Genomic DNA, 17803 nt, shown 5'->3' with positions numbered 1-17803 from the left:
GAAAATAGGAAGGCCTCATAAAGATTCATAACTTCTTGTTCATATTTATTATAAAACAATAGGTTACGATGATTAAATAATTTTACCCGTTGAAACAAGTAAGATTAACTGGTGAAATGCATAGCATTACTCATCGGAGTTCTCTGAATACATGATGCTATCGGGCTTTAAGCTGTCAAAAACCAGCCTGGCGACTATCGCCACATTGCTGCTTGTGCTTATGTGGTTGATTGGGAACGGAAATGTAAATTCAGCCAAAGTTGAGTTTACACCTGTTATTGAACAGTTCTCGGAATGCCCAACCCAGGGCGGTAACCTAGGCGCCACGCTAATAGTTTTTGTCAATGCAGAGCCACTGGCTAAAAGCCTGGCCCAGACGCTTTGTCAGGATCCTGTTGTAATTAAACAGTTTGGCCAGGTCAGGGCCCTATGGAACCATAGTGAAGACCAGGTATTACAGTATGTCGGCAAAGGTATTGCAGATCTGACATTAGTGAAGGAAAACCTGATGACCGCCATCAGAGGCGAGTCAACCTATGGCTATCGCGTAGTTGCCGCTTATCCTGACTACTCTGCTTACCTCATATCCATGCGGGAAAAACCGCAGATTGACAAAGCATATTTACTAGGAAAACGCATCGGATTGCTGGATTACCCCACCAGTCGCTCAGGCCATATTATTCCCATCGGAATGTTTAAAGAGCTGAATCTGAGCCTGGACAGCCTGCAGATAACCTATGCCAATTCTCATACAGAGCTTCGAAATCTCCTGATTTCCGGAAAAGTGGATATCATCTCGTCCTATTGGCAACAAGACAGAGATGAAGCCATTTTGTCCAGAAACTACATTACCCCTATCGAGCAGCAAGTCAGCGGCAGTAAGTGGTATTTAAAGATGGAAACCAACAACATAGATCTGTTTTGTGCGGTACAGCGTACCTTGATTCAAATGGCTAAAGACGAAAATTCTGGTTACTTTAGTCGTTTAACACCAGAGCCAGATTGCCAGGTGAGTCCATGAGTAAACAAGCCGATGTGCGTTTGGCCAACAGTCTGCTGCTGTTTTTGATTAGTTTAATCATCCTCCAGATTATCTATTTTGTGGCGGCAAATCAGGCCCATCAACGTCAGGCCCAAACATTGTCGCTGGCCTTAGAAAAGCGCATTGCCCTGGATTTACCCTGGCTGAGATTACCGAATGATGTGATGAACAGTGTCGCTGACGAACAGTCGGTACGGCGTTATCTGGATCAGCTAAACCAACAAGCAGCCGAAAATGGCTATGCAATAAGAGCCTTAGCGCTCCAGGGTATTTCGGCAACAGAACCGGATGGCGATTTTACCAGCCAGGAACAAGCCAGAGAATTACATGTACCAGGCCAAACACTGTCACTTAAGTTGGGATTCAAGACCTTTACCCTGCTGGATGGTTTATCCGTTTATCCTCTGTTGGCAGCGTTGTTGTTTACACTTCTAGTGACCCGTCCCCGTGAACAAACCGGCCAGCAGGACGACACAGATAGGGAACCTGAAGCGTTGCCAGCCGTTCCCAAACTGGTTGTTAATCTGCGTGAGCGCACCTTATGTAACAGTCTGGATGACAAGCAGGTGCAATTGTCCAATAAGCCCTTCTGTTTTTATGTCGCTCTGCTGGAGTATTGCCTGCAACATGAAAACGCCGCACTGAACCATAACAAGAACATTCCTGACGAGTTGTTGGATCTTGCCAATCGTTATTTCTATCGCTTAATTGAATTGGGGCATACCATTCGCAAGCGTCCGGATTTCAGTACCAACCTGGATAAAATGCTCAGCGAAATTCGCGCTGCACTTGATGATGTGTTTCGTGATTGCCCTGAAGTAAAGGCCCCTTTTTATCCCCCAAAAGCACAGGGTGAGGGCTCCCGGTCAAAATTGCACAACTATGCGCTGGAACAACTAAGGACAGAAGATTTAGAGATTATCGGCAAGTAAAGCGACAGTTTGTCTGCCAAAACCTCAATATTCTTTTACGTAAAGATAATTCTGTCCATTAATTGAGCAGTCTCTAGCTTTTTCTGCCATCGCTGGTACTCTTTGCCACACCTGTCGTTGCTCAAAATCCCTAAACATGTCAAATACGCGAATTATCGCCATTTCCGGTGGCTCAGGCTCTGGGAAATCTCTGTTCACCCAAACCCTGATAGCAGAAATACTTGATGAAGGAATGGATATCCGCGTGCTGTGTGAAGATCACTATTATCGTGACCAGACACACTTAAGCATGGAAGAACGGCTGCAGACTAACTATGACCATCCGCACGCCTTTGAGCATGAGTTATTGGAAAAACACCTGGCGGAACTGAAAGCCGGGAACAGTATTGACTACCCACAGTACTGCTTTAAAACCCATACTCGCCTACCACAGACACAAACCATTACACCGGCCTCTGTGATTATCGTTGAAGGCATTATGTTGCTGGCCAGTCCGGAGCTATTTCCTTACTTCGACATTAAGGTATTTATCGACACACCGCTGGATATCTGTCTGCTGCGCCGTATTAACAGAGATGTCAACGAACGCGGACGTTCGCTGCAATGCATCAGTGAACAATACGAATCAACGGTGAAACCCATGTACCACAAGTTCGTCGCGCCCAGTCGTTTTACTGCGGATGTAGTAGTCACCCAAGGTGGCAAAAACAGAATTGCATTGGATGTTCTTAAATCTCACATCCAGCAGGTTCTTAAATAACAACAATAAAGGAAATGCTAACTGATGATTAGTCTGCTCGGTATCCTGCTACTCTTCGGTCTGGGTTATCTGGTATCCACCAACCGAAAGGCCGTTAACTGGCGCACAGTGTTAGGCGCATTTGCTCTGCAATTGGGTCTTGGTGCACTGGTTTTGTATGTCCCCTTTGGTAAAGATGTATTGCTATCCGTTTCCAATACCGTATCGCAAATCATTGGTTACGCCAGTCAGGGCATAGAGTTTTTGTTTGGCGATTTGGGCAAAATGAAGCTTGGCTTCATTTTCGTTGTGCATGTGCTTCCCGTAATCGTGTTCTTCTCAGCATTTATCGCTGTGCTTTATTACCTGGGCATTATGGGGTGGGTGATCCGCTTAATCGGCGGTGGTATCCAACGTCTACTGAAAGTCAGTCGCCCAGAAGCCATGTCGGCTACGGCGAATATTTTTGTTGGCCAAACCGAAGCTCCATTAGTAGTAAAACCCTTTATTCCTACTATGACCCGCTCCGAGTTATTCGCTGTAATGGTGGGTGGTCTGGCGTCTGTCGCAGGCTCCATCCTGGCAGGTTATGCCGGGCTGGGTGTGGACCTGAAATACCTGATCGCGGCCTGTTTTATGGCTGCCCCCGGCGGTTTGATGATGGCAAAGCTGATCCTGCCCGAAACCGAAACACCTAAGAATGATCTGGCCGATCTCAGTCAACCCGAAGAAAAAAACGTCAATGTTATTGATGCCGCCGCGGCGGGTGCTGCCAGTGGTTTGCAGCTAGCTCTGAATGTGGGTGCAATGTTGTTGGCCTTTGTCGCGCTGATTGCTCTATTGAATGGCCTTATAGGTTGGGTAGGCAGCTTCTTCGGCGCCGGTGATCTCACTCTGCAGGTAATGCTGGGCTATTTGCTACAGCCTCTGGCTTTCGTGATTGGGGTTCCCTGGCAAGAGGCCCAGTTAGCTGGCAGCTTTATCGGTCAGAAAGTGGTTATCAACGAATTCTACGCTTACGCCGACTTCATCAATCACAGAGAGCAACTGTCCGAGCACAGCCAGGCTATTGTGACGTTCGCCTTATGTGGTTTTGCCAATTTCAGCTCCATCGCCATACTTTTGGGTGGGTTGGGTGGCATGGCACCATGCCGTCGTCATGACATTGCTCAGCTTGGCTTGCGTGCCGTAATGGCTGCAACTCTGGCGAACCTGATGAGTGCTGCCATTGCGGGTTTCTTCCTGTTCCTCTAGGACAGGCTCTATAGTTATTTTGTATTGCTAAACGGGTATTAAGATGAAATTGGTCGCCGTTGATTTTCAGGCTGAAAATGCCGACAAACTGTTTGTAGAATCTCTGCATCAAACCGGCTTTGGGGTATTGAAGAATCACCCCATTCAACAATCCATGGTGGATGCCATATATAAAAATTGGCAGCACTTCTTTGATTCCGAAGAAAAGCAGCAGTTTTTATTCAGTAAAGACACCCAGGACGGTTATTTCCCACCTTCGGTTTCTGAGACGGCTAAGGGTCATCAGGTCAAAGACATCAAGGAATACTTCCACTATTACCCCTGGGGTCGTTGTCCTGACGCACTGCGTCAGCAATTGGCCGATTACTATCTGGCAGCAAACCAATTGGCTGTTACCCTGCTGTCCTGGGTGGAGAAGCACTCTCCGGACGCTGTGTCATCGCGTTATTCTCAGCCGCTTTCAGGCATGATTGAAAACAGCGATAAAACACTGCTTCGCGTGTTGCATTATCCACCACTGACAGGTGGCGAAGAGCCAAGTGCGATTCGCGCAGCCGCCCATGAGGACATCAATTTATTGACCATCCTCCCGGCAGCTAATGAGCCTGGTCTGCAGGTTAAAAGTAAAGAAGATACGTGGCTGGATGTACCCTGTGATTTCGGCAACCTGATAGTGAATATCGGTGACATGTTGCAGGAAGCCTCAGGCGGATATTTCCCATCAACCACACATAGGGTGATTAACCCTCAAGGCGCAGATCAGTCGAAATCGCGGATTTCCCTGCCCTTATTCTTGCACCCCAGACCAGACGTAGTGTTGTCTGAGCGCCATACTGCCGACAGCTACCTGACCGAACGTTTGCGCGAGTTAGGCGTAATCTGAAAATTGGCCGGCGTGGATACGCCGGCGTTACCAATGACGAGGATAGTATGAATAATGCAATACGCTTGCTGGCGCTTTGCGCCTGTTTTAGCGCACCAGCATTTGCAGATAGTCCCAAACTGATTGTGCAGATCACAGTCGATCAGTTGCGTGGCGACCTGCTGCATAAATACCAGAGTAACTTTTTGGACAAGCGTAACCAGAAAGGCTTCAAACGCTTTTTGGATGACGGCACCTTATATACAAACGCACATTATCGCCATGCCACCACACTAACCGCGGTAGGCCATGCCACACTGGCAACCGGAGCCTTGCCCACTGAGCACGGTATTTTGTCTAATGGCTGGGTAGATCGAGACAGCGGCGAAAAAATCTATTGTGTAGCCGATAAAAACACCCAATTACTGGGTGCAGACGGGTATAGCGCATCCCCAGCCAACCTGATGGCTTCCACGTTCTCCGATGAGCTATACCAGGCCAGCAATGGCAAAGCCAAAATCTACGCTGTATCAACCAAAGACAGGGGCGCAGTGCTGACAGGCGGTCATTTTGGCAAAGCGTTTTGGTTTGATAAAAACAACGGCAACGTTGTCACCAGCAACTACTATTTCGACAGTCTGCCTGACTACGCCGTTAAGTTTAATGAGTCAGGCCTGAAAGACAGTTTTGCAGGTACGTCCTGGACACTTTCCCAGGAAGAAGCAAATTACCACAACGATGCAAGTAACCGTCCATTCCAAATCCCTCCTAAGGGTTTTCGTTCGGGCTTCCCTCATCAGATGCCCGAAACTGCGGATAAAGCCTACTATGGCTTGCTCGCCTACACACCTTTCGGCGACAAGCTGACCGCGGAGTTTGCCAAGCAGTTGGTAAAACAGGCGGACATGGGTAAGGATGATATTACCGATTACCTTTCTGTCAGTTTCTCAACCAATGACTATGTGGGTCATATGTTCGGCCCGAACAGTCTGGAGGCAGAAGATAATCTGATGAATCTGGACCGTACTCTGGCGGATTTCTTCAGCTTCCTGGATAAGCAGGTTGGCCTGGACAATGTACTGATTGCCCTGTCTGCGGATCATGGCGTGGACTCCATTCCTGAGTACAAGAAAAGCATTGGCTTTGCGGGTTTCAGAGGCAACACGGGTAAGCAGTTTGAGGCAATCAACCAAGAGTTAGCCGAACAATTTGGTATTGAAGGCAAGCTGGTGAGCAGAACCTCTATGCCATTTTTGTATCTTGACCTGGCATTGATTGAGCAAAATAAACTGGATATCCACGCTGTGCAGTTGGCAGTGGCTAAACATGCCGCTACCTTGCCAGGTATCGCCCGCGTGTTTACCCGCAAGCAACTGATGACCGAAGATCTGTCTTTTGATCCTATTGGCAGTAAAGTTCAGCGGGCTTACGTGCCCTCCAGGGCAGGTGACGTGGTCTTAGTTCAGTCACCTTCCAGCATGTTCGAGGGATACTCAGCAGCCACACACGGCTCACCGTATAAATATGACACCCATGTACCGGTATTCTTCACCGGCTGGAAAGTCAAACCTCGCAGCATCAGTCGTCAGGTTTCACCTGAAGATGTGGCAGTCACCTTATCTGCGCTGATGAAGATTACCTACCCGGATAAATCCACTGGGCAGCCACTGGACGAAGTGGTATCACTGGCTAAATAATTGAAAAAGGGCATCTTGAATGCCCTTTTTTATGCTCCATCATTGCACTATTGACTTAGCTTAGCGTCTAGCCTCTTTTTTAATGAACTGAACAGAGGGTGCAAAAAACGCCGCGCCGGTTTCGGGCACACTGTAGTCCAGTAAACGGTCATAGTTGCCTTGCCTGTCCCCGACTATTCGACTGTGCAATATCTGCATAAAAGGCTTAGGGCTCTTGCAGCATGATACGAAAAACAGCCCCTGATTTTGCATATCGCCATATGGCATGCTTTGCCGCAAGATCTCTATAGGGCGTCCGGTCGTAGCAACCAGATTGGTCCGGGTGCTATGGCTGTATAACACCCTATCTTCCAGTGGAAATTCCACATCATCTTCTTTAGTGCGCCCGATGATCACTTCCTGTTCGGCAATATTGACTCTGTTCCACCTGTCCATGTCGTGACGGTAGCGTTGCACGTGCACATAACTGCCACCGGCAAAGTCAGGATCGTCATCCCCCACTATCGCCACCGCCAGCTTCTTCATACCTTTTGGATTGTTACCGCCTTCGACAAAACCAAGTAAGTCACGCCCATCCAGATAGCGGAATCCTTTGGTTTGCTCGACAAGTTCGGCCTGATCTTTCAGTAGCTCATAGACTTCCACACCCACGGCATGACAGATATCCGCTCGATCTGCGCGAATCTGGATAAACAAGTCACAGGGCACCACCGGCGCCTGGCGATCTTCGCAGGCCAGATTCGGAAAAGGTGAGAGTTCCTTGGGGTTAAGGCCGGGATATAAATCCATCCAGTAGCTGCTACCGACGGCTACCACTCCCGACACCATGGCTTCATAGTGTTCTTCATCATAATGTTCGAAAACATCGAGAATCTTAGCCAATTTGCGGCGTATCAAACCAGTATCGTCGTCGGTGACGTTAAATAGCAGATATAGCGCATGCAGGTTGGGCTCTGCACAGATACCCTTTTGCGGTTGCGACATGTGGTTCCTCTTCATTCCCCGAATGAAGGTCAGACGGTTGAGAATCTGCTGTTCTCTTTCCCGCCAACCTCATACTGTCAGATATGTATCAACAGCCTGTAAATGGGTGCAACTTGTTGAAAATAATGTCATTGCACTGCTTTTCAGATAATTCGACATAATATACGCCAGAATCCACATAAAAAAAGCCCCGACAAACGCCGGGGCAAAGGACACAGTGGAAAAGTTAGCCAGCATGACTGGCAGATGTTCCCCTAAGAGAACGCAGTGAGGGTCAGAGCTTATTGTTGTTTTTATCCGGCTCTGACCCCAAATCCCTTACTTACGTGAGCCAGTGAAATCCGGATAGGCTTCCAATCCGCAGTCCACCATATCCAGCCCTTGATACTCATCTTCTTCACTGACACGGATCCCCATCAGCGCTTTGAGTACGCCCCATACCACCAGACTGGCGCCAAATACCCAGATGAAGATAGTAGCAGCGCCCATAATTTGACCGACAAAAGTTGAGCCATCGTTGGTCAGCGGTACTATCAGCAATCCAAATAATCCTGCCGTTCCATGCACAGAGATGGCGCCTACCGGGTCATCGATTTTCAGTTTATCCAGAGCAATAATGGAGAACACCACCAACACACCGCCAATTGCCCCAAACAGGCTGGCCTGCAAGGCAGTTGGTGTGGAAGGCTCGGCCGTAATGGCAACCAGTCCAGCCAGCGCACCGTTTAACACCATGGTCAGATCTGCTTTCTTAAACAGCACCTTAGCCAGAATCAATGCAGCCACCGCACCTGCTGCTGCCGCCGCGTTGGTATTCAAAAACACCATGGCCACCGAGTTGGCATTGGCAATATCGCCCAGTTTCAAAACCGAACCACCGTTAAAGCCAAACCAGCCCATCCACAGGATAAAGGTACCCAGAGTTGCCAATGGCAGGTTTGAACCGGGGATAGCATTAATTTTGCCGTCCTTGGTGTACTTGCCCTTACGCGCACCAAGTAGCAGCACACCGGCAAGCGCAGCAGCAGCACCGGCTAAGTGAACGATGCCCGAGCCGGCAAAGTCTGAGAAGCCCATATCGCCCAGAACGTACATACCAAACACCGCCTGACCACCCCAGGTCCAGCTACCTTCCAATGGATAGATAAAGCCCGTCATTGCCACCGCAAACAACAAGAAAGCCCACAGCTTCATGCGTTCAGCAACCGCACCGGAGACTATGCTCATGGCAGTGGCGACAAATACCACCTGAAAGAAGAAATCAGAGGCTTTTGCATAGATTGCGCCGCCCTCGAAGCCATCCTCACGTCCGGCAAACTCACCTAAGGTTGAGGTCACATCCACACTGCCGATACCGGCCAGAAACAGCTCACCGTCATACATGATGGCGTAACCGCAAACCAGATACATAATGCAAGCGATGGCAAACAAAGCGACGTTCTTGGTCAAAATTTCGGTCGTGTTTTTGGCACGAACCAAACCCGCTTCCAACATGGCAAAGCCGGCCGCCATCCACATAACCAAGGCACCACAAACCAAGAAGTAAAAAGTGTCTAGCGCATACTGAAGGTGAAATGATTGTTCCACGTTATCGTCTCCTACTTCGGTTAAATGGCGTCGTTGTCAGTTTCACCAGTACGGATCCTGACGGCATGCTCAAGGTCAAAGACAAATACCTTACCGTCACCAATCTTGCCGGTTTTCGCCGCACCAACAATGGCTTCCACCAGTCGGTCAACGTGATCATCCTGTACAGCTATATCCAGTTTGACCTTAGGCAGAAAATCCACCTGATACTCTGCACCACGATACAGTTCGGTATGTCCTTTTTGCCGCCCGAAGCCTTTAACTTCTGTCACGGTCAGGCCATCAATGCCGATTTCTGAAATCGCTTCTCGAACATCATCAAGCTTAAATGGCTTGATGATGGCACTGACTAATTTCATCTTGTTGCTCCTGAGATAATTGTTATGTGTCGACCCAGTTAGCTAAACAAATGCCGTGCCATCTGATTTATCCAAATAAAATCAATTGGTTACAAAAATACGACTGAGTAAAGTGAAGATAAATTGCACCATCAGTGTGCTGGAGTATAAAAATGCACCAACGGAGTGCATGAGAGAATCAGGTTCATCGCGCCAGTCCGTTGGGGTAAACTGATGCGGCACGCAGTCTATAAACAAGGAAATCGTCGTGAAGCGTAGCTGTCTACTGATACTTGGTTTTTTTCACACTATGGCATTTAGCCAGACAGAGTCGACAGAGCCCCCCGCCCCTGATGAAGACCAGCAAACACTGGTAACAGAGCGACTGGTGTCAGACAAAGCAGCCTTGGTCAACCCATACGCCATTACCCAGCATAAGCCTAACTTTTTGTTACCTGTCAGTTATCAAAAGAATCCCAATCAACTGGGCGATGATGGCTTTAGCCAGGGCAATATCGATCATATGGAAGCAAAATTCCAAATCAGTGTAAAAATGCCGGTCTATCGCCCTGATGAACAGCAGAGCCTTGAGGGGGTTTACTTTGGCTTCACCGCCAAATCGCATTGGCAAGTATATAACAGTGAAATTTCTAAGCCTTTCAGGGAAACCAATTATCAGCCTGAAGTGTTTTATAACTTTGATACTGATTTAAAACTGCTGGGCTACCGCTTTAATCTCGCCCAAGTTGGTATTGAACACCAGTCAAATGGTCAGAATCAGCTGCGCTCACGCAGTTGGAACCGTATTTATGGCTCGCTGTTATTTTCCGATGAAGACTCGTTCTACTACCTGCGGGCCTGGTATAGGATCAAAGAGGATAAGAAGGACGACCCGCTGGATCCAAGAGGAGATGATAATCCCGATATTACTCATTTTCTGGGTCATATGGAGGTAGGTTATGGCACCCAAATGGGCAACTTCAAGCTGATGACAATGATCCGCAATAACCTAAAAACCAGCGACAACAAAGGCAGCATAGAACTGAATCTGACCTATCCGCTGAACAATAGGTACGAAGTCCTGTTGCAATACTTTAATGGTTATGGGGACTCACTTATTGACTACAATCGCCACCAGCAACGCATCAGTTTAGGGATTCAACTGGCGTACTTTTAACAAGTAGCTGGTCAAGCTGTCTAAGCACAATCAAGGCGGTTTCGGCCGCCTTGCTAAAATAGTCCCTATCGATACGTTCAATCTCATCTTCTTCAGTGTGATAAAAGCGATGCTCCCCCACCCCCAGATATAAATAGGGAATGCCAGCCTGACCGAAAACTGCGTGATCACTAGCGCGATCGTAGTCAATCCAAGCCCTGCTGCGATAGCCCCTGGCAATGCCTTCCACCCCGGTTTTCAGCCTTAGCGGCGCTAACCCTATACTCGCATTCACGGCAGGGAGCAGTTGAGGATGTTTTTTGCTTCCTCCTACCCACAGCTTATTACCACTGCCGCCATAACCCAGCATATCCAGATTCAGGTTAACCACCATTGACGAAAGCGTTACCGGTGGAGCATCAACAAAAGCTCGGGCACCGTACAAACCTTTCTCTTCTGCGTCTGTGGCAAGAAATATAACAGAATGTTCAGCAGGCTGAGTCTTCAGTGCCGCAGCCAGATAGAGCAATACCGCGACTCCCGAGGCATTGTCATCGGCCCCATTGAAAATACGATGGCCTTGTTTACCTAAATGATCATAGTGAGCACAGACCACAATAAAACGTTCGGGATAGCCTTTGCCTGGCAACCAACCGACCAGGTTGACACCAGATAACTGGCCTATCACAAAATGATGTGTGAATGGCATCTCATAGCTGTTATGAAAAGTACGTAATCCGAGGTCGGTAAATACCTGTTTAATGTAAGAACGGGCCAGCTCTGCGCCATGGCTGCCAGTTCGCCGCCCTTCCATCTCGTCACTGCTTAACACCTGCAAATGACGCCATAGCAGTTCATCAGCAAAAGTAGGTGAAACCAGTCCAAACAACAGTAAGGTAAAGCCTGACCAGCGCATCAAAGTTTCGTAAGCAAATTCAGCTTACTTTGGTAACGATGCTCGTCATGATCATTAACGGAGCGCCTTTTAGCCAGCTTGAGATAACGTTCTGTCAGGGCCAAATCTCCCATTTCGTAATAGGCTTTAGCTAAACCAAAATAAAACTCATGCTGCTGACGATTAAGCTCTATGGCCCGACGATAGTGGCCAATGGCTGCACGCCAATGGGCCAGCTCATACTCCTGTTCACCCAGCAAATAATGATAGTAAGGGTTATTAGCGCGTTGTTGCTCCAACTCTTGCATAATCAGAGCGGCCTGTTTCTCTCTGCCGGTCAGGTTATAAATCACCGCCAAATTCTCCTTGGCACTGCGGCTTCCTTCCAGCTGTATAGCCCGTTGATAACTCAGTTCTGCTTCATCGAGCAATCCGTTCTGACGATACAGTACCCCCAAATTAACCCATGCCTCGGCTAACGAAGGATCTTGCAGCACAGAAGCGCGAGAGTAGGCATAAGCGCGTTTAGCATCATTGTTCACTAATGCATCAGCCGCTTTGTTGTTATAAAACATGGCCAGTACTCTTTGTTTGGTGACCGTTCTGGTCGGGAGCTTGGCGCTTGCCATCTGCGGATCAAAATCCACTTCAACCGTTTGCGGGTTGAAATAAATGGAATTAGGCGACAATTTTGGAAAAATACGCAGATTGACATGGCCATTTAGCATGCTGTACCCATCCCGGCGCGTCCAGAACTCGGGCACATCAACTTCCTGAAACTCAATTTGCATCCCAGCCTGCTCAGCCAGTGCAAAAGTCATAATAGACATCGACAGGCAGTTAGCTGCACGATTGTGGAAGGTATCTCTGGCAATGGTATTAGCGTCGTTGGCATAAAGCAGATTCAAATCTGCCCGCCCAAACACTGCGCGAACTAATTGCCTGGCGGCAACTTTAGGTTCCGCGGCTCCGGCAGTGACCTTCTCGGCAAAATGCATCATCTCATCATCTAGTGCGAATACCTCATGCTCACTTTCAACCTTGAACTTTTCAAAGCCAGTAAAGTTTTCATCCATCAATAAAGACTGTGGTGAGTAGACAGCAATAGATTTGGAGGTATTGGTACAAGCTATCATTCCTGCACTGAACAGGAAGATTAAAATTAGACGAAACAATTTCATCAGACCACTCCACACATAGCGCTTGTTTTACCTTAGTTGGCTATTAACATCCTCTCAACATCTTTTATCCCATCAAACTGTAAGCTACCGTTTCAGCCCATTAATTCTCGGTTGTTCAATACGAAATAACAGTGGCTTAAGAGTCTTTTAGCATTCGTTTAATCATCTCTTACCAGCGTATTTTGACCACTGTCTTTAGCATGCAATGACTCATTTCATTGGAACAACAACATGTATTGCAATCGCTACAACATTTACACCTTAATCCATAAGGCGCTCAGGGCTAGCATGTGTGACACCCTTGTCATTCTTGGCAGCCTGGATGATACCGATCTTCAGGAGATTAAAGACCATCTGGAACTGGTGTCAGACCTTCTGACGTTCTGCCAGCACCATCTGGAACATGAAAATCGCTTTATCCACGAGGCCATTCAACGGCAAAACCCACACTTACACATAGCAACAGTGCAGGAACATCAAGAGCATGAATACTGCATCAGAAAACTGAGCACACTGATTGCCCAGTGCCAGGTAAGCAATGCTACACAGCAGCAGTCGGCACTACTTACTCTTTACCGCGAATTGGCACTCTTTATTGCCGACAATTTTGAACACATGCATGTAGAAGAAACCCACAACACGCAAATGCTCTGGGATTTGTTTAGTGATGAAGAAATTCACCATATAGAACAACAGATTGTAGGCGCCATGGAGCCAATTGAACAACAGCGGGTGTTGATATTGATGCTCACGCATATCAGCCATACGGAACGCCTTTATTTGTTACTTGGTATGCGTCAACACGCACCGGCGGACGTATTTAATGACGTGCTCAGCATTCTGCAACTGCAACTCCCGGCATCACACTGGCAAAAGTTGTCCAGTGAGTTAATTCAGGCCGCCTGACTTCACGACTAAGGAACAAAGATGCGCACAATTGGCTTATTTTCGTTTTTACTACTTTGGTTTTTCAGCAAGGGGCTATCGGCGCTTGAATTACCTGTCCCCCGAGTTGAATACAGTGCTATTCGCGAAGTGCAGTCGGCACAAGGTAGCTTTCAGCAAAAATTATTCTTCGCCAGCGGTAAAGAACGGCTGGAAATGGCGTTTGAGAACATGAAGATGATCCTGATCCAGCGCCCTGATAAAAAACTGGCTTGGCAACTTATGCCCATGGTGAATATGTATTCCACTATTACCATGGACAAAGGACGGGAAATATCAGGTACGCCGCCAGACAACGTCAGTATTGAGCTACTCGGCGAGGAGAATATAAATGGGCAGATCTGCAAAAAATACAAATTGTTGATGAAAGACAAAAGTGCTGGCGGCTATATCTGGTTCAACGAACAGAATATTGCCGTGAAGATGGACTTCGTCGCTGTCATGGGGAAAGGCCGCGAACGCGTCAATATCCAGTTAAAAGACCTGCAAGTTGGAAAACAGGATCCTACTCTGTTCGAAATCCCCTCAGGCTATCTAGCCATGCCAGGCATCCCAGGATTTTAATTTTCAAAAGGAACTACCCCAATGCTCCTCAAACCACGCTTACTGATGGTGGGCTTGCTATACCTGACTAGCCATACTTCGCTTGCAGATTGTGTAGGCGGCAGTTTTAAAGACAGAAAGAATGCGTTTCAGAATGCTGAGTCTTTTAGACAACTAAACCAGCCCTGGTTGGCTATTCAGAGCTATAAAGAAGCACAAGGATATATCTGTGACAAAGACAGCGAAAATATCTTTCAGCAAGCCATCCGTTACGCAGCACAAATTGGCAGAATGCATGGCGATATAGCCAAACAACAAGGCAACTTATTGGGTGGTCAAGGGCATCCACCAGGCGCCTTTGAATGGTATGAATTAGGTGGTCACTTTAAAGACGCGGACAATGCCCTGATTGCGGCAGTTAAGGCCAGCCCCGACCAATTGAGTATTGTGGACACCGCATTGCAGCACTTTTCTAAGCGTGCATTGCCGTCTTTTGTCACAAATAACCAAGCGCAGATAAAAGTGACAGGTGCCTATCAGGTAAATCCTGATGATTTACATCTGGTAAGAAGCGTACCTATCACTCAGCTACAAGCTCTATTAAAGCAGGCACAAGAAGCCGTGCCTGAGACCTATCTGGAGCAACGCCTGGAACTCGAAATAAAGCGGGACAGCCTAGGTCGAAATATTGCCAGTGCGATGCAGCTCAACCAGCAAGCAGCCAGCTTCGAGCAGAAGTGGCGCCCAGACCCGCTGGAACAGGTCGACAGCCTGCTATCTCAAGGCAGAGACTGGCTCAGATTGGTGAGCCCCATTGCGACACAGGAGCAATACACTCAGCAAGTACAACAACAGCATATCGCACTGGCAAAACGCCTGCTGCGATTTGCTCAAAGCCATGAATTATTGTCTGCGGCAGTAAGCCACATGCATATGGCAGATGCACAGAACATGCTCGAAAGCGCTAAAGCTATTGCGTCTGCACAGGGCGATAAGGCCATGACGCAAGGAATGCCGCAAAAGGCTATGCAGTTCTATCAGATATCAGAGGAATACGACAAAGAGAATCAAGCCAGTGCATTGCTTGAACAGCAAGCTGAGCAAGACGCACAGCAGGTAGAAGCTGACATGCCAGACTTTGCTGTCATGCAGGAGTTACTCAATGATCCTCAAGCTATCCAACGTCTGCAACAGCAAGCATTGGAGATGCAAAAGCAGGCTTTGGAATTACAGAAAAGCCTTGAATCGCAGCAACAACAAGATACCGATTCGCTAGCTAAAGAACTGGGGTTGTAATGGCACAAAAACAGCTATCCCCTGTCCCGGCGCTGCAGCTCATTTTGTTAGCTTGCTGCAACACTTTACAGGCAGCTGAAGACCAGGATTGGCTGTATGTCAGTTTACATATGTCGGGAAGCAGTGTACCTGGCTGTTCAGGGGGCGACTGGAAACTACAATGGAAGGACAAAGTCGCCATAGAACAGGGGCCTTTGTTGGATTTGCTGGATAGCTACTCAGCCTTTGACAACAGCCATGAACATCAGGGCGCTCGGGTGAGCGCTCAGTTAGATGCCAATCCCGTGACATGCAGGGACGATGAGGGCAAGGTGGTGCTAAAAGCACAGATTGAGCCACTTAGCTCGGAACCGTCGTTCACTCTTAGTCTGGCGAACAACCCAGCTATCGCGTCCCCTTTTGTTACATTTGGCAGTGAAGCCGGCACCTGCTATTTAACTATGATGCCAGGTGGCCAGCAGCAACTGCCCGTGATGGTCGCCTTGGATAGTAGAATGCTCACGCCACTGTCGCCTATGCTTTCCTTTGACGAGCAAGCGATACTCGAGGGGTTCTCCAGACGCTATCAGTTTACCGGTATCGTCGCTGGCGCACCTGCAATGTGTATGGGTGGCGAAATACTCACAGGCACATTGCAAATGCGTTTTCGCGCAGGTCCAGAAGATCCAGAGGTCAGTATGGAGGCCTGCCTGCACCTGGCAAAAGATGAAATACGCGCTGTCATCGCCGAGGGCACCCCTCCAGGTGGGAGCTACGATTTTGAATCAAGTGATTACCAGGTGCTGGACCCCAGCGTACAATTAGGCAATCAAACGATGGTTGTAGGCCAACACCCCGGTAAAGCGGAGCTAACCGTTACCTATCAAAGGGACGGCAAAACTGCTCAAGCCAGCGTTGCGGGAAGTGTTGTCGAGCTTGTCAGCATCAATGGCGGACAAGCTCTACCAGAACTCACATTATTTGACGATGATGCCGAACCTCGCAGCGACATTTATGTCTTTGATCTCGACGTTCGCCCGTCCGACGGCTATGTTCAGCTTTATTTGGAGAACAATATCCTGGCCAGTGTGGCCAACACCGCCACCAGCGTGCAGATTCAGCCAATACAACCCGGTACGACACAACTGAAAGCGCGCACGCTGTGTGGAACCGAGCTGGGGCAACCGCAGCCCATCAACATAGTGAAATGTAACAAGCAGACCCGCGATAAGCTTAAACAGCAAGCCAAACAGTTACGCATTCGTATTGACAATATCAGTAAACGTATTACCGACTTATTGTCAGATAGCGAGTTCAATCGTGCTGCTGACGAAATCAAGCAAACGACCATCGACATGGCGACCAAAACAGCTGAGTCTATTATTTCCACCTTGAGTCTGGCCCAATCCCAGAAAATTGACGTCGCCGCCAAAACCGGTGTGCAATTAAGCCGTACGATTCACATAAATAACCAGGCCATTGAAATCACCTCTCAGGCCTGGGATATCGGCAATTGGGGTAACGATGCCCAGTCAGCCATGGCCAACAGCACCGATTTACAGGGCTACGTTAAACCTGGCATTGGTGCACTATTCTTGTTGGCCAGAAGCGCCAAACTCTCACTCGCCAAGACCTATTTTGAAGCTTACCAGGTAGCAGAAAAATTTGGCCGGGATTTGGGGTTGTTACAGGGCGTGGCCAATGAATTGGCCCCCCTGATAACCCTGTTGGATCAGTTAGCTGATGAACATGAAAAAATCATGCAAAAGCTAAAACGATGTGGCCAGGAAGAGTCGCAATCAGGCGAGCCGGATCAGGATATGCCACCGCCACCCAAAAAACGTAAACCCAAAAAGCAGCCAGAAGAGCCTGAACTGCCGCCAGAAAACGAGCCAACGCCCCCGACTGCGCCCGAGGGTGATGACAGCGGCTCGGATGATCCTATTATCGATGAACAGCCCACCAAGCGTTCATTTGGGCTGGCTTGTCAGGCCGACAGTCAAGATCCCGCCAAGCTGGCCAGGCAATGGCAACATATGCATAAACTTGCCATAGCACAGCAGGCAAATATCACTGAAGGCCAGCAGAATCTGAATAAGATGCAGCAACAATTAGACAATATTGAACAGTTACTCAACCAGGATGATCTGAGCTCGGAGCAACTCGGCAGTGCCATCGCCAGCTACCAAAGCCAGGCCGACGAGTTTCTGCTCCATCATGCCCAAATAGGCAGTGCCAGTCTGAACTACCTCGAAAATACAGAGAGCTGCGATGAAAAGTTCCGCGTAGATATCGACGATCTGCGTACCCAATATTAAATATATGTAACAAATTGGTAATTCGTGCAATCTGCCATTTTCCCTTCTATAAAGT

16 protein-coding genes are annotated in these 17803 nt (G+C 48.2%); 11 read left to right on the top strand and 5 right to left on the bottom strand.

Going from position 1 to position 17803, the window contains the following annotated elements:
- The first annotated feature begins 151 nt into the window (after nt 1-151).
- The 6 genes from KJY73_RS02330 to KJY73_RS02305 all read left to right on the top strand — a co-directional run bounded on the left by KJY73_RS02330 (nt 152) and on the right by KJY73_RS02305 (nt 6526).
- Nucleotides 152-1021 (top strand): substrate-binding domain-containing protein, encoded by an 870-nt coding sequence (locus tag KJY73_RS02330; RefSeq protein ID WP_214339935.1) that lies wholly within the window; start codon nt 152-154, stop codon nt 1019-1021.
- Nucleotides 1018-1974: a hypothetical protein gene (locus KJY73_RS02325; RefSeq protein ID WP_214339927.1), complete on the top strand. Its 957-nt coding sequence runs from the start codon at nt 1018-1020 to the stop codon at nt 1972-1974. Before KJY73_RS02330 ends, KJY73_RS02325 begins: the two co-directional genes overlap by 4 nt.
- A gap of 136 nt (nt 1975-2110) precedes the next feature.
- On the top strand, nt 2111-2734 hold the full coding sequence (gene udk / locus KJY73_RS02320) for a uridine kinase (RefSeq protein ID WP_206593304.1): 624 nt from the start codon (nt 2111-2113) through the stop codon (nt 2732-2734).
- Between the two features lie 24 nt (nt 2735-2758).
- A complete protein-coding gene (locus KJY73_RS02315) occupies nt 2759-3967 on the top strand; it encodes a NupC/NupG family nucleoside CNT transporter (protein ID WP_206593303.1) in 1209 nt (402 codons plus the stop codon).
- 43 nt (nt 3968-4010) lie between these two features.
- Nucleotides 4011-4850 carry an isopenicillin N synthase family dioxygenase gene (locus KJY73_RS02310; RefSeq protein WP_214339925.1) on the top strand — a complete coding sequence of 280 codons (840 nt, stop codon included), beginning with the start codon at nt 4011-4013 and terminating at the stop codon, nt 4848-4850.
- Between the two features lie 47 nt (nt 4851-4897).
- Nucleotides 4898-6526: an alkaline phosphatase family protein gene (locus KJY73_RS02305; protein WP_214339924.1), complete on the top strand. Its 1629-nt coding sequence runs from the start codon at nt 4898-4900 to the stop codon at nt 6524-6526.
- Between the two features lie 60 nt (nt 6527-6586).
- Here KJY73_RS02305 and KJY73_RS02300 read toward each other — a convergent pair whose 3' ends face one another.
- The 3 genes from KJY73_RS02300 to glnK form a co-directional block, all read right to left on the bottom strand.
- Nucleotides 6587-7510 (bottom strand): Dyp-type peroxidase, encoded by a 924-nt coding sequence (locus KJY73_RS02300; RefSeq protein ID WP_214339923.1) that lies wholly within the window; start codon nt 7508-7510, stop codon nt 6587-6589.
- Nucleotides 7511-7828: 318 nt separating this feature from the next.
- A complete protein-coding gene (locus tag KJY73_RS02295; protein ID WP_214339922.1) occupies nt 7829-9097 on the bottom strand; it encodes an ammonium transporter in 1269 nt (422 codons plus the stop codon).
- 20 nt (nt 9098-9117) lie between these two features.
- Nucleotides 9118-9456: a P-II family nitrogen regulator gene (gene glnK / locus KJY73_RS02290; RefSeq protein ID WP_206593298.1), complete on the bottom strand. Its 339-nt coding sequence runs from the start codon at nt 9454-9456 to the stop codon at nt 9118-9120.
- Nucleotides 9457-9703: 247 nt separating this feature from the next.
- On the opposite strand from glnK, the gene KJY73_RS02285 reads away from it, so the two are divergent.
- Nucleotides 9704-10612: a phospholipase A gene (locus tag KJY73_RS02285; RefSeq protein ID WP_332874152.1), complete on the top strand. Its 909-nt coding sequence runs from the start codon at nt 9704-9706 to the stop codon at nt 10610-10612.
- Here the strand turns inward: KJY73_RS02285 and KJY73_RS02280 are convergent.
- A complete protein-coding gene (locus tag KJY73_RS02280; RefSeq protein ID WP_214339921.1) occupies nt 10581-11507 on the bottom strand; it encodes a M28 family peptidase in 927 nt (308 codons plus the stop codon). The genes KJY73_RS02285 and KJY73_RS02280 overlap by 32 nt on opposite strands.
- Nucleotides 11507-12667 (bottom strand): tetratricopeptide repeat protein, encoded by a 1161-nt coding sequence (locus KJY73_RS02275; protein ID WP_214339920.1) that lies wholly within the window; start codon nt 12665-12667, stop codon nt 11507-11509. The genes KJY73_RS02280 and KJY73_RS02275 overlap by 1 nt, the downstream gene beginning before the upstream one ends.
- 288 nt (nt 12668-12955) lie before the next feature.
- Between KJY73_RS02275 and KJY73_RS02270 the strand changes: the two genes are divergently transcribed.
- Genes KJY73_RS02270 through KJY73_RS02255 form a run of 4 tightly spaced genes read left to right on the top strand, consistent with a single transcriptional unit; the run spans nt 12956 to nt 17748 of the window.
- Nucleotides 12956-13573 (top strand): hemerythrin domain-containing protein, encoded by a 618-nt coding sequence (locus KJY73_RS02270; protein ID WP_214339919.1) that lies wholly within the window; start codon nt 12956-12958, stop codon nt 13571-13573.
- Nucleotides 13574-13594: 21 nt separating this feature from the next.
- Nucleotides 13595-14176, top strand: coding sequence for a DUF4412 domain-containing protein (locus KJY73_RS02265; protein WP_214339918.1), 582 nt, complete (start codon nt 13595-13597; stop codon nt 14174-14176).
- Nucleotides 14177-14197: 21 nt separating this feature from the next.
- A complete protein-coding gene (locus KJY73_RS02260) occupies nt 14198-15451 on the top strand; it encodes a hypothetical protein (RefSeq protein ID WP_214339914.1) in 1254 nt (417 codons plus the stop codon).
- On the top strand, nt 15451-17748 hold the full coding sequence (locus tag KJY73_RS02255; protein WP_214339912.1) for a hypothetical protein: 2298 nt from the start codon (nt 15451-15453) through the stop codon (nt 17746-17748). Before KJY73_RS02260 ends, KJY73_RS02255 begins: the two co-directional genes overlap by 1 nt.
- The last annotated feature ends 55 nt before the right edge of the window (nt 17749-17803 follow it).

The sequence above is a fragment of the Bowmanella yangjiangensis genome (assembly GCF_018531185.1).
In the GTDB taxonomy this organism is placed as follows: Bacteria; Pseudomonadota; Gammaproteobacteria; order Enterobacterales; family Alteromonadaceae; genus Bowmanella; species Bowmanella yangjiangensis.
This window is presented reverse-complemented; position numbering and strand designations above follow the sequence as displayed.

Excerpts from the sequence above, each read along its gene's own strand:
- KJY73_RS02330 (WP_214339935.1), top strand. The coding sequence starts at position 152 with ATGATGCTATCGGGCTTTAAGCTGTCAAAAACCAGCCTGGCGACTATC.
- KJY73_RS02325 (WP_214339927.1), top strand. The coding sequence starts at position 1,018 with ATGAGTAAACAAGCCGATGTGCGTTTGGCCAACAGTCTGCTGCTGTTT.
- udk (WP_206593304.1), top strand. The coding sequence starts at position 2,111 with ATGTCAAATACGCGAATTATCGCCATTTCCGGTGGCTCAGGCTCTGGG.
- KJY73_RS02315 (WP_206593303.1), top strand. The coding sequence starts at position 2,759 with ATGATTAGTCTGCTCGGTATCCTGCTACTCTTCGGTCTGGGTTATCTG.
- KJY73_RS02310 (WP_214339925.1), top strand. The coding sequence starts at position 4,011 with ATGAAATTGGTCGCCGTTGATTTTCAGGCTGAAAATGCCGACAAACTG.
- KJY73_RS02305 (WP_214339924.1), top strand. The coding sequence starts at position 4,898 with ATGAATAATGCAATACGCTTGCTGGCGCTTTGCGCCTGTTTTAGCGCA.
- KJY73_RS02300 (WP_214339923.1), bottom strand. The coding sequence starts at position 7,510 with ATGTCGCAACCGCAAAAGGGTATCTGTGCAGAGCCCAACCTGCATGCG.
- glnK (WP_206593298.1), bottom strand. The coding sequence starts at position 9,456 with ATGAAATTAGTCAGTGCCATCATCAAGCCATTTAAGCTTGATGATGTT.
- KJY73_RS02280 (WP_214339921.1), bottom strand. The coding sequence starts at position 11,507 with ATGCGCTGGTCAGGCTTTACCTTACTGTTGTTTGGACTGGTTTCACCT.
- KJY73_RS02275 (WP_214339920.1), bottom strand. The coding sequence starts at position 12,667 with ATGAAATTGTTTCGTCTAATTTTAATCTTCCTGTTCAGTGCAGGAATG.
- KJY73_RS02270 (WP_214339919.1), top strand. The coding sequence starts at position 12,956 with ATGTGTGACACCCTTGTCATTCTTGGCAGCCTGGATGATACCGATCTT.
- KJY73_RS02265 (WP_214339918.1), top strand. The coding sequence starts at position 13,595 with ATGCGCACAATTGGCTTATTTTCGTTTTTACTACTTTGGTTTTTCAGC.
- KJY73_RS02260 (WP_214339914.1), top strand. The coding sequence starts at position 14,198 with ATGCTCCTCAAACCACGCTTACTGATGGTGGGCTTGCTATACCTGACT.
- KJY73_RS02255 (WP_214339912.1), top strand. The coding sequence starts at position 15,451 with ATGGCACAAAAACAGCTATCCCCTGTCCCGGCGCTGCAGCTCATTTTG.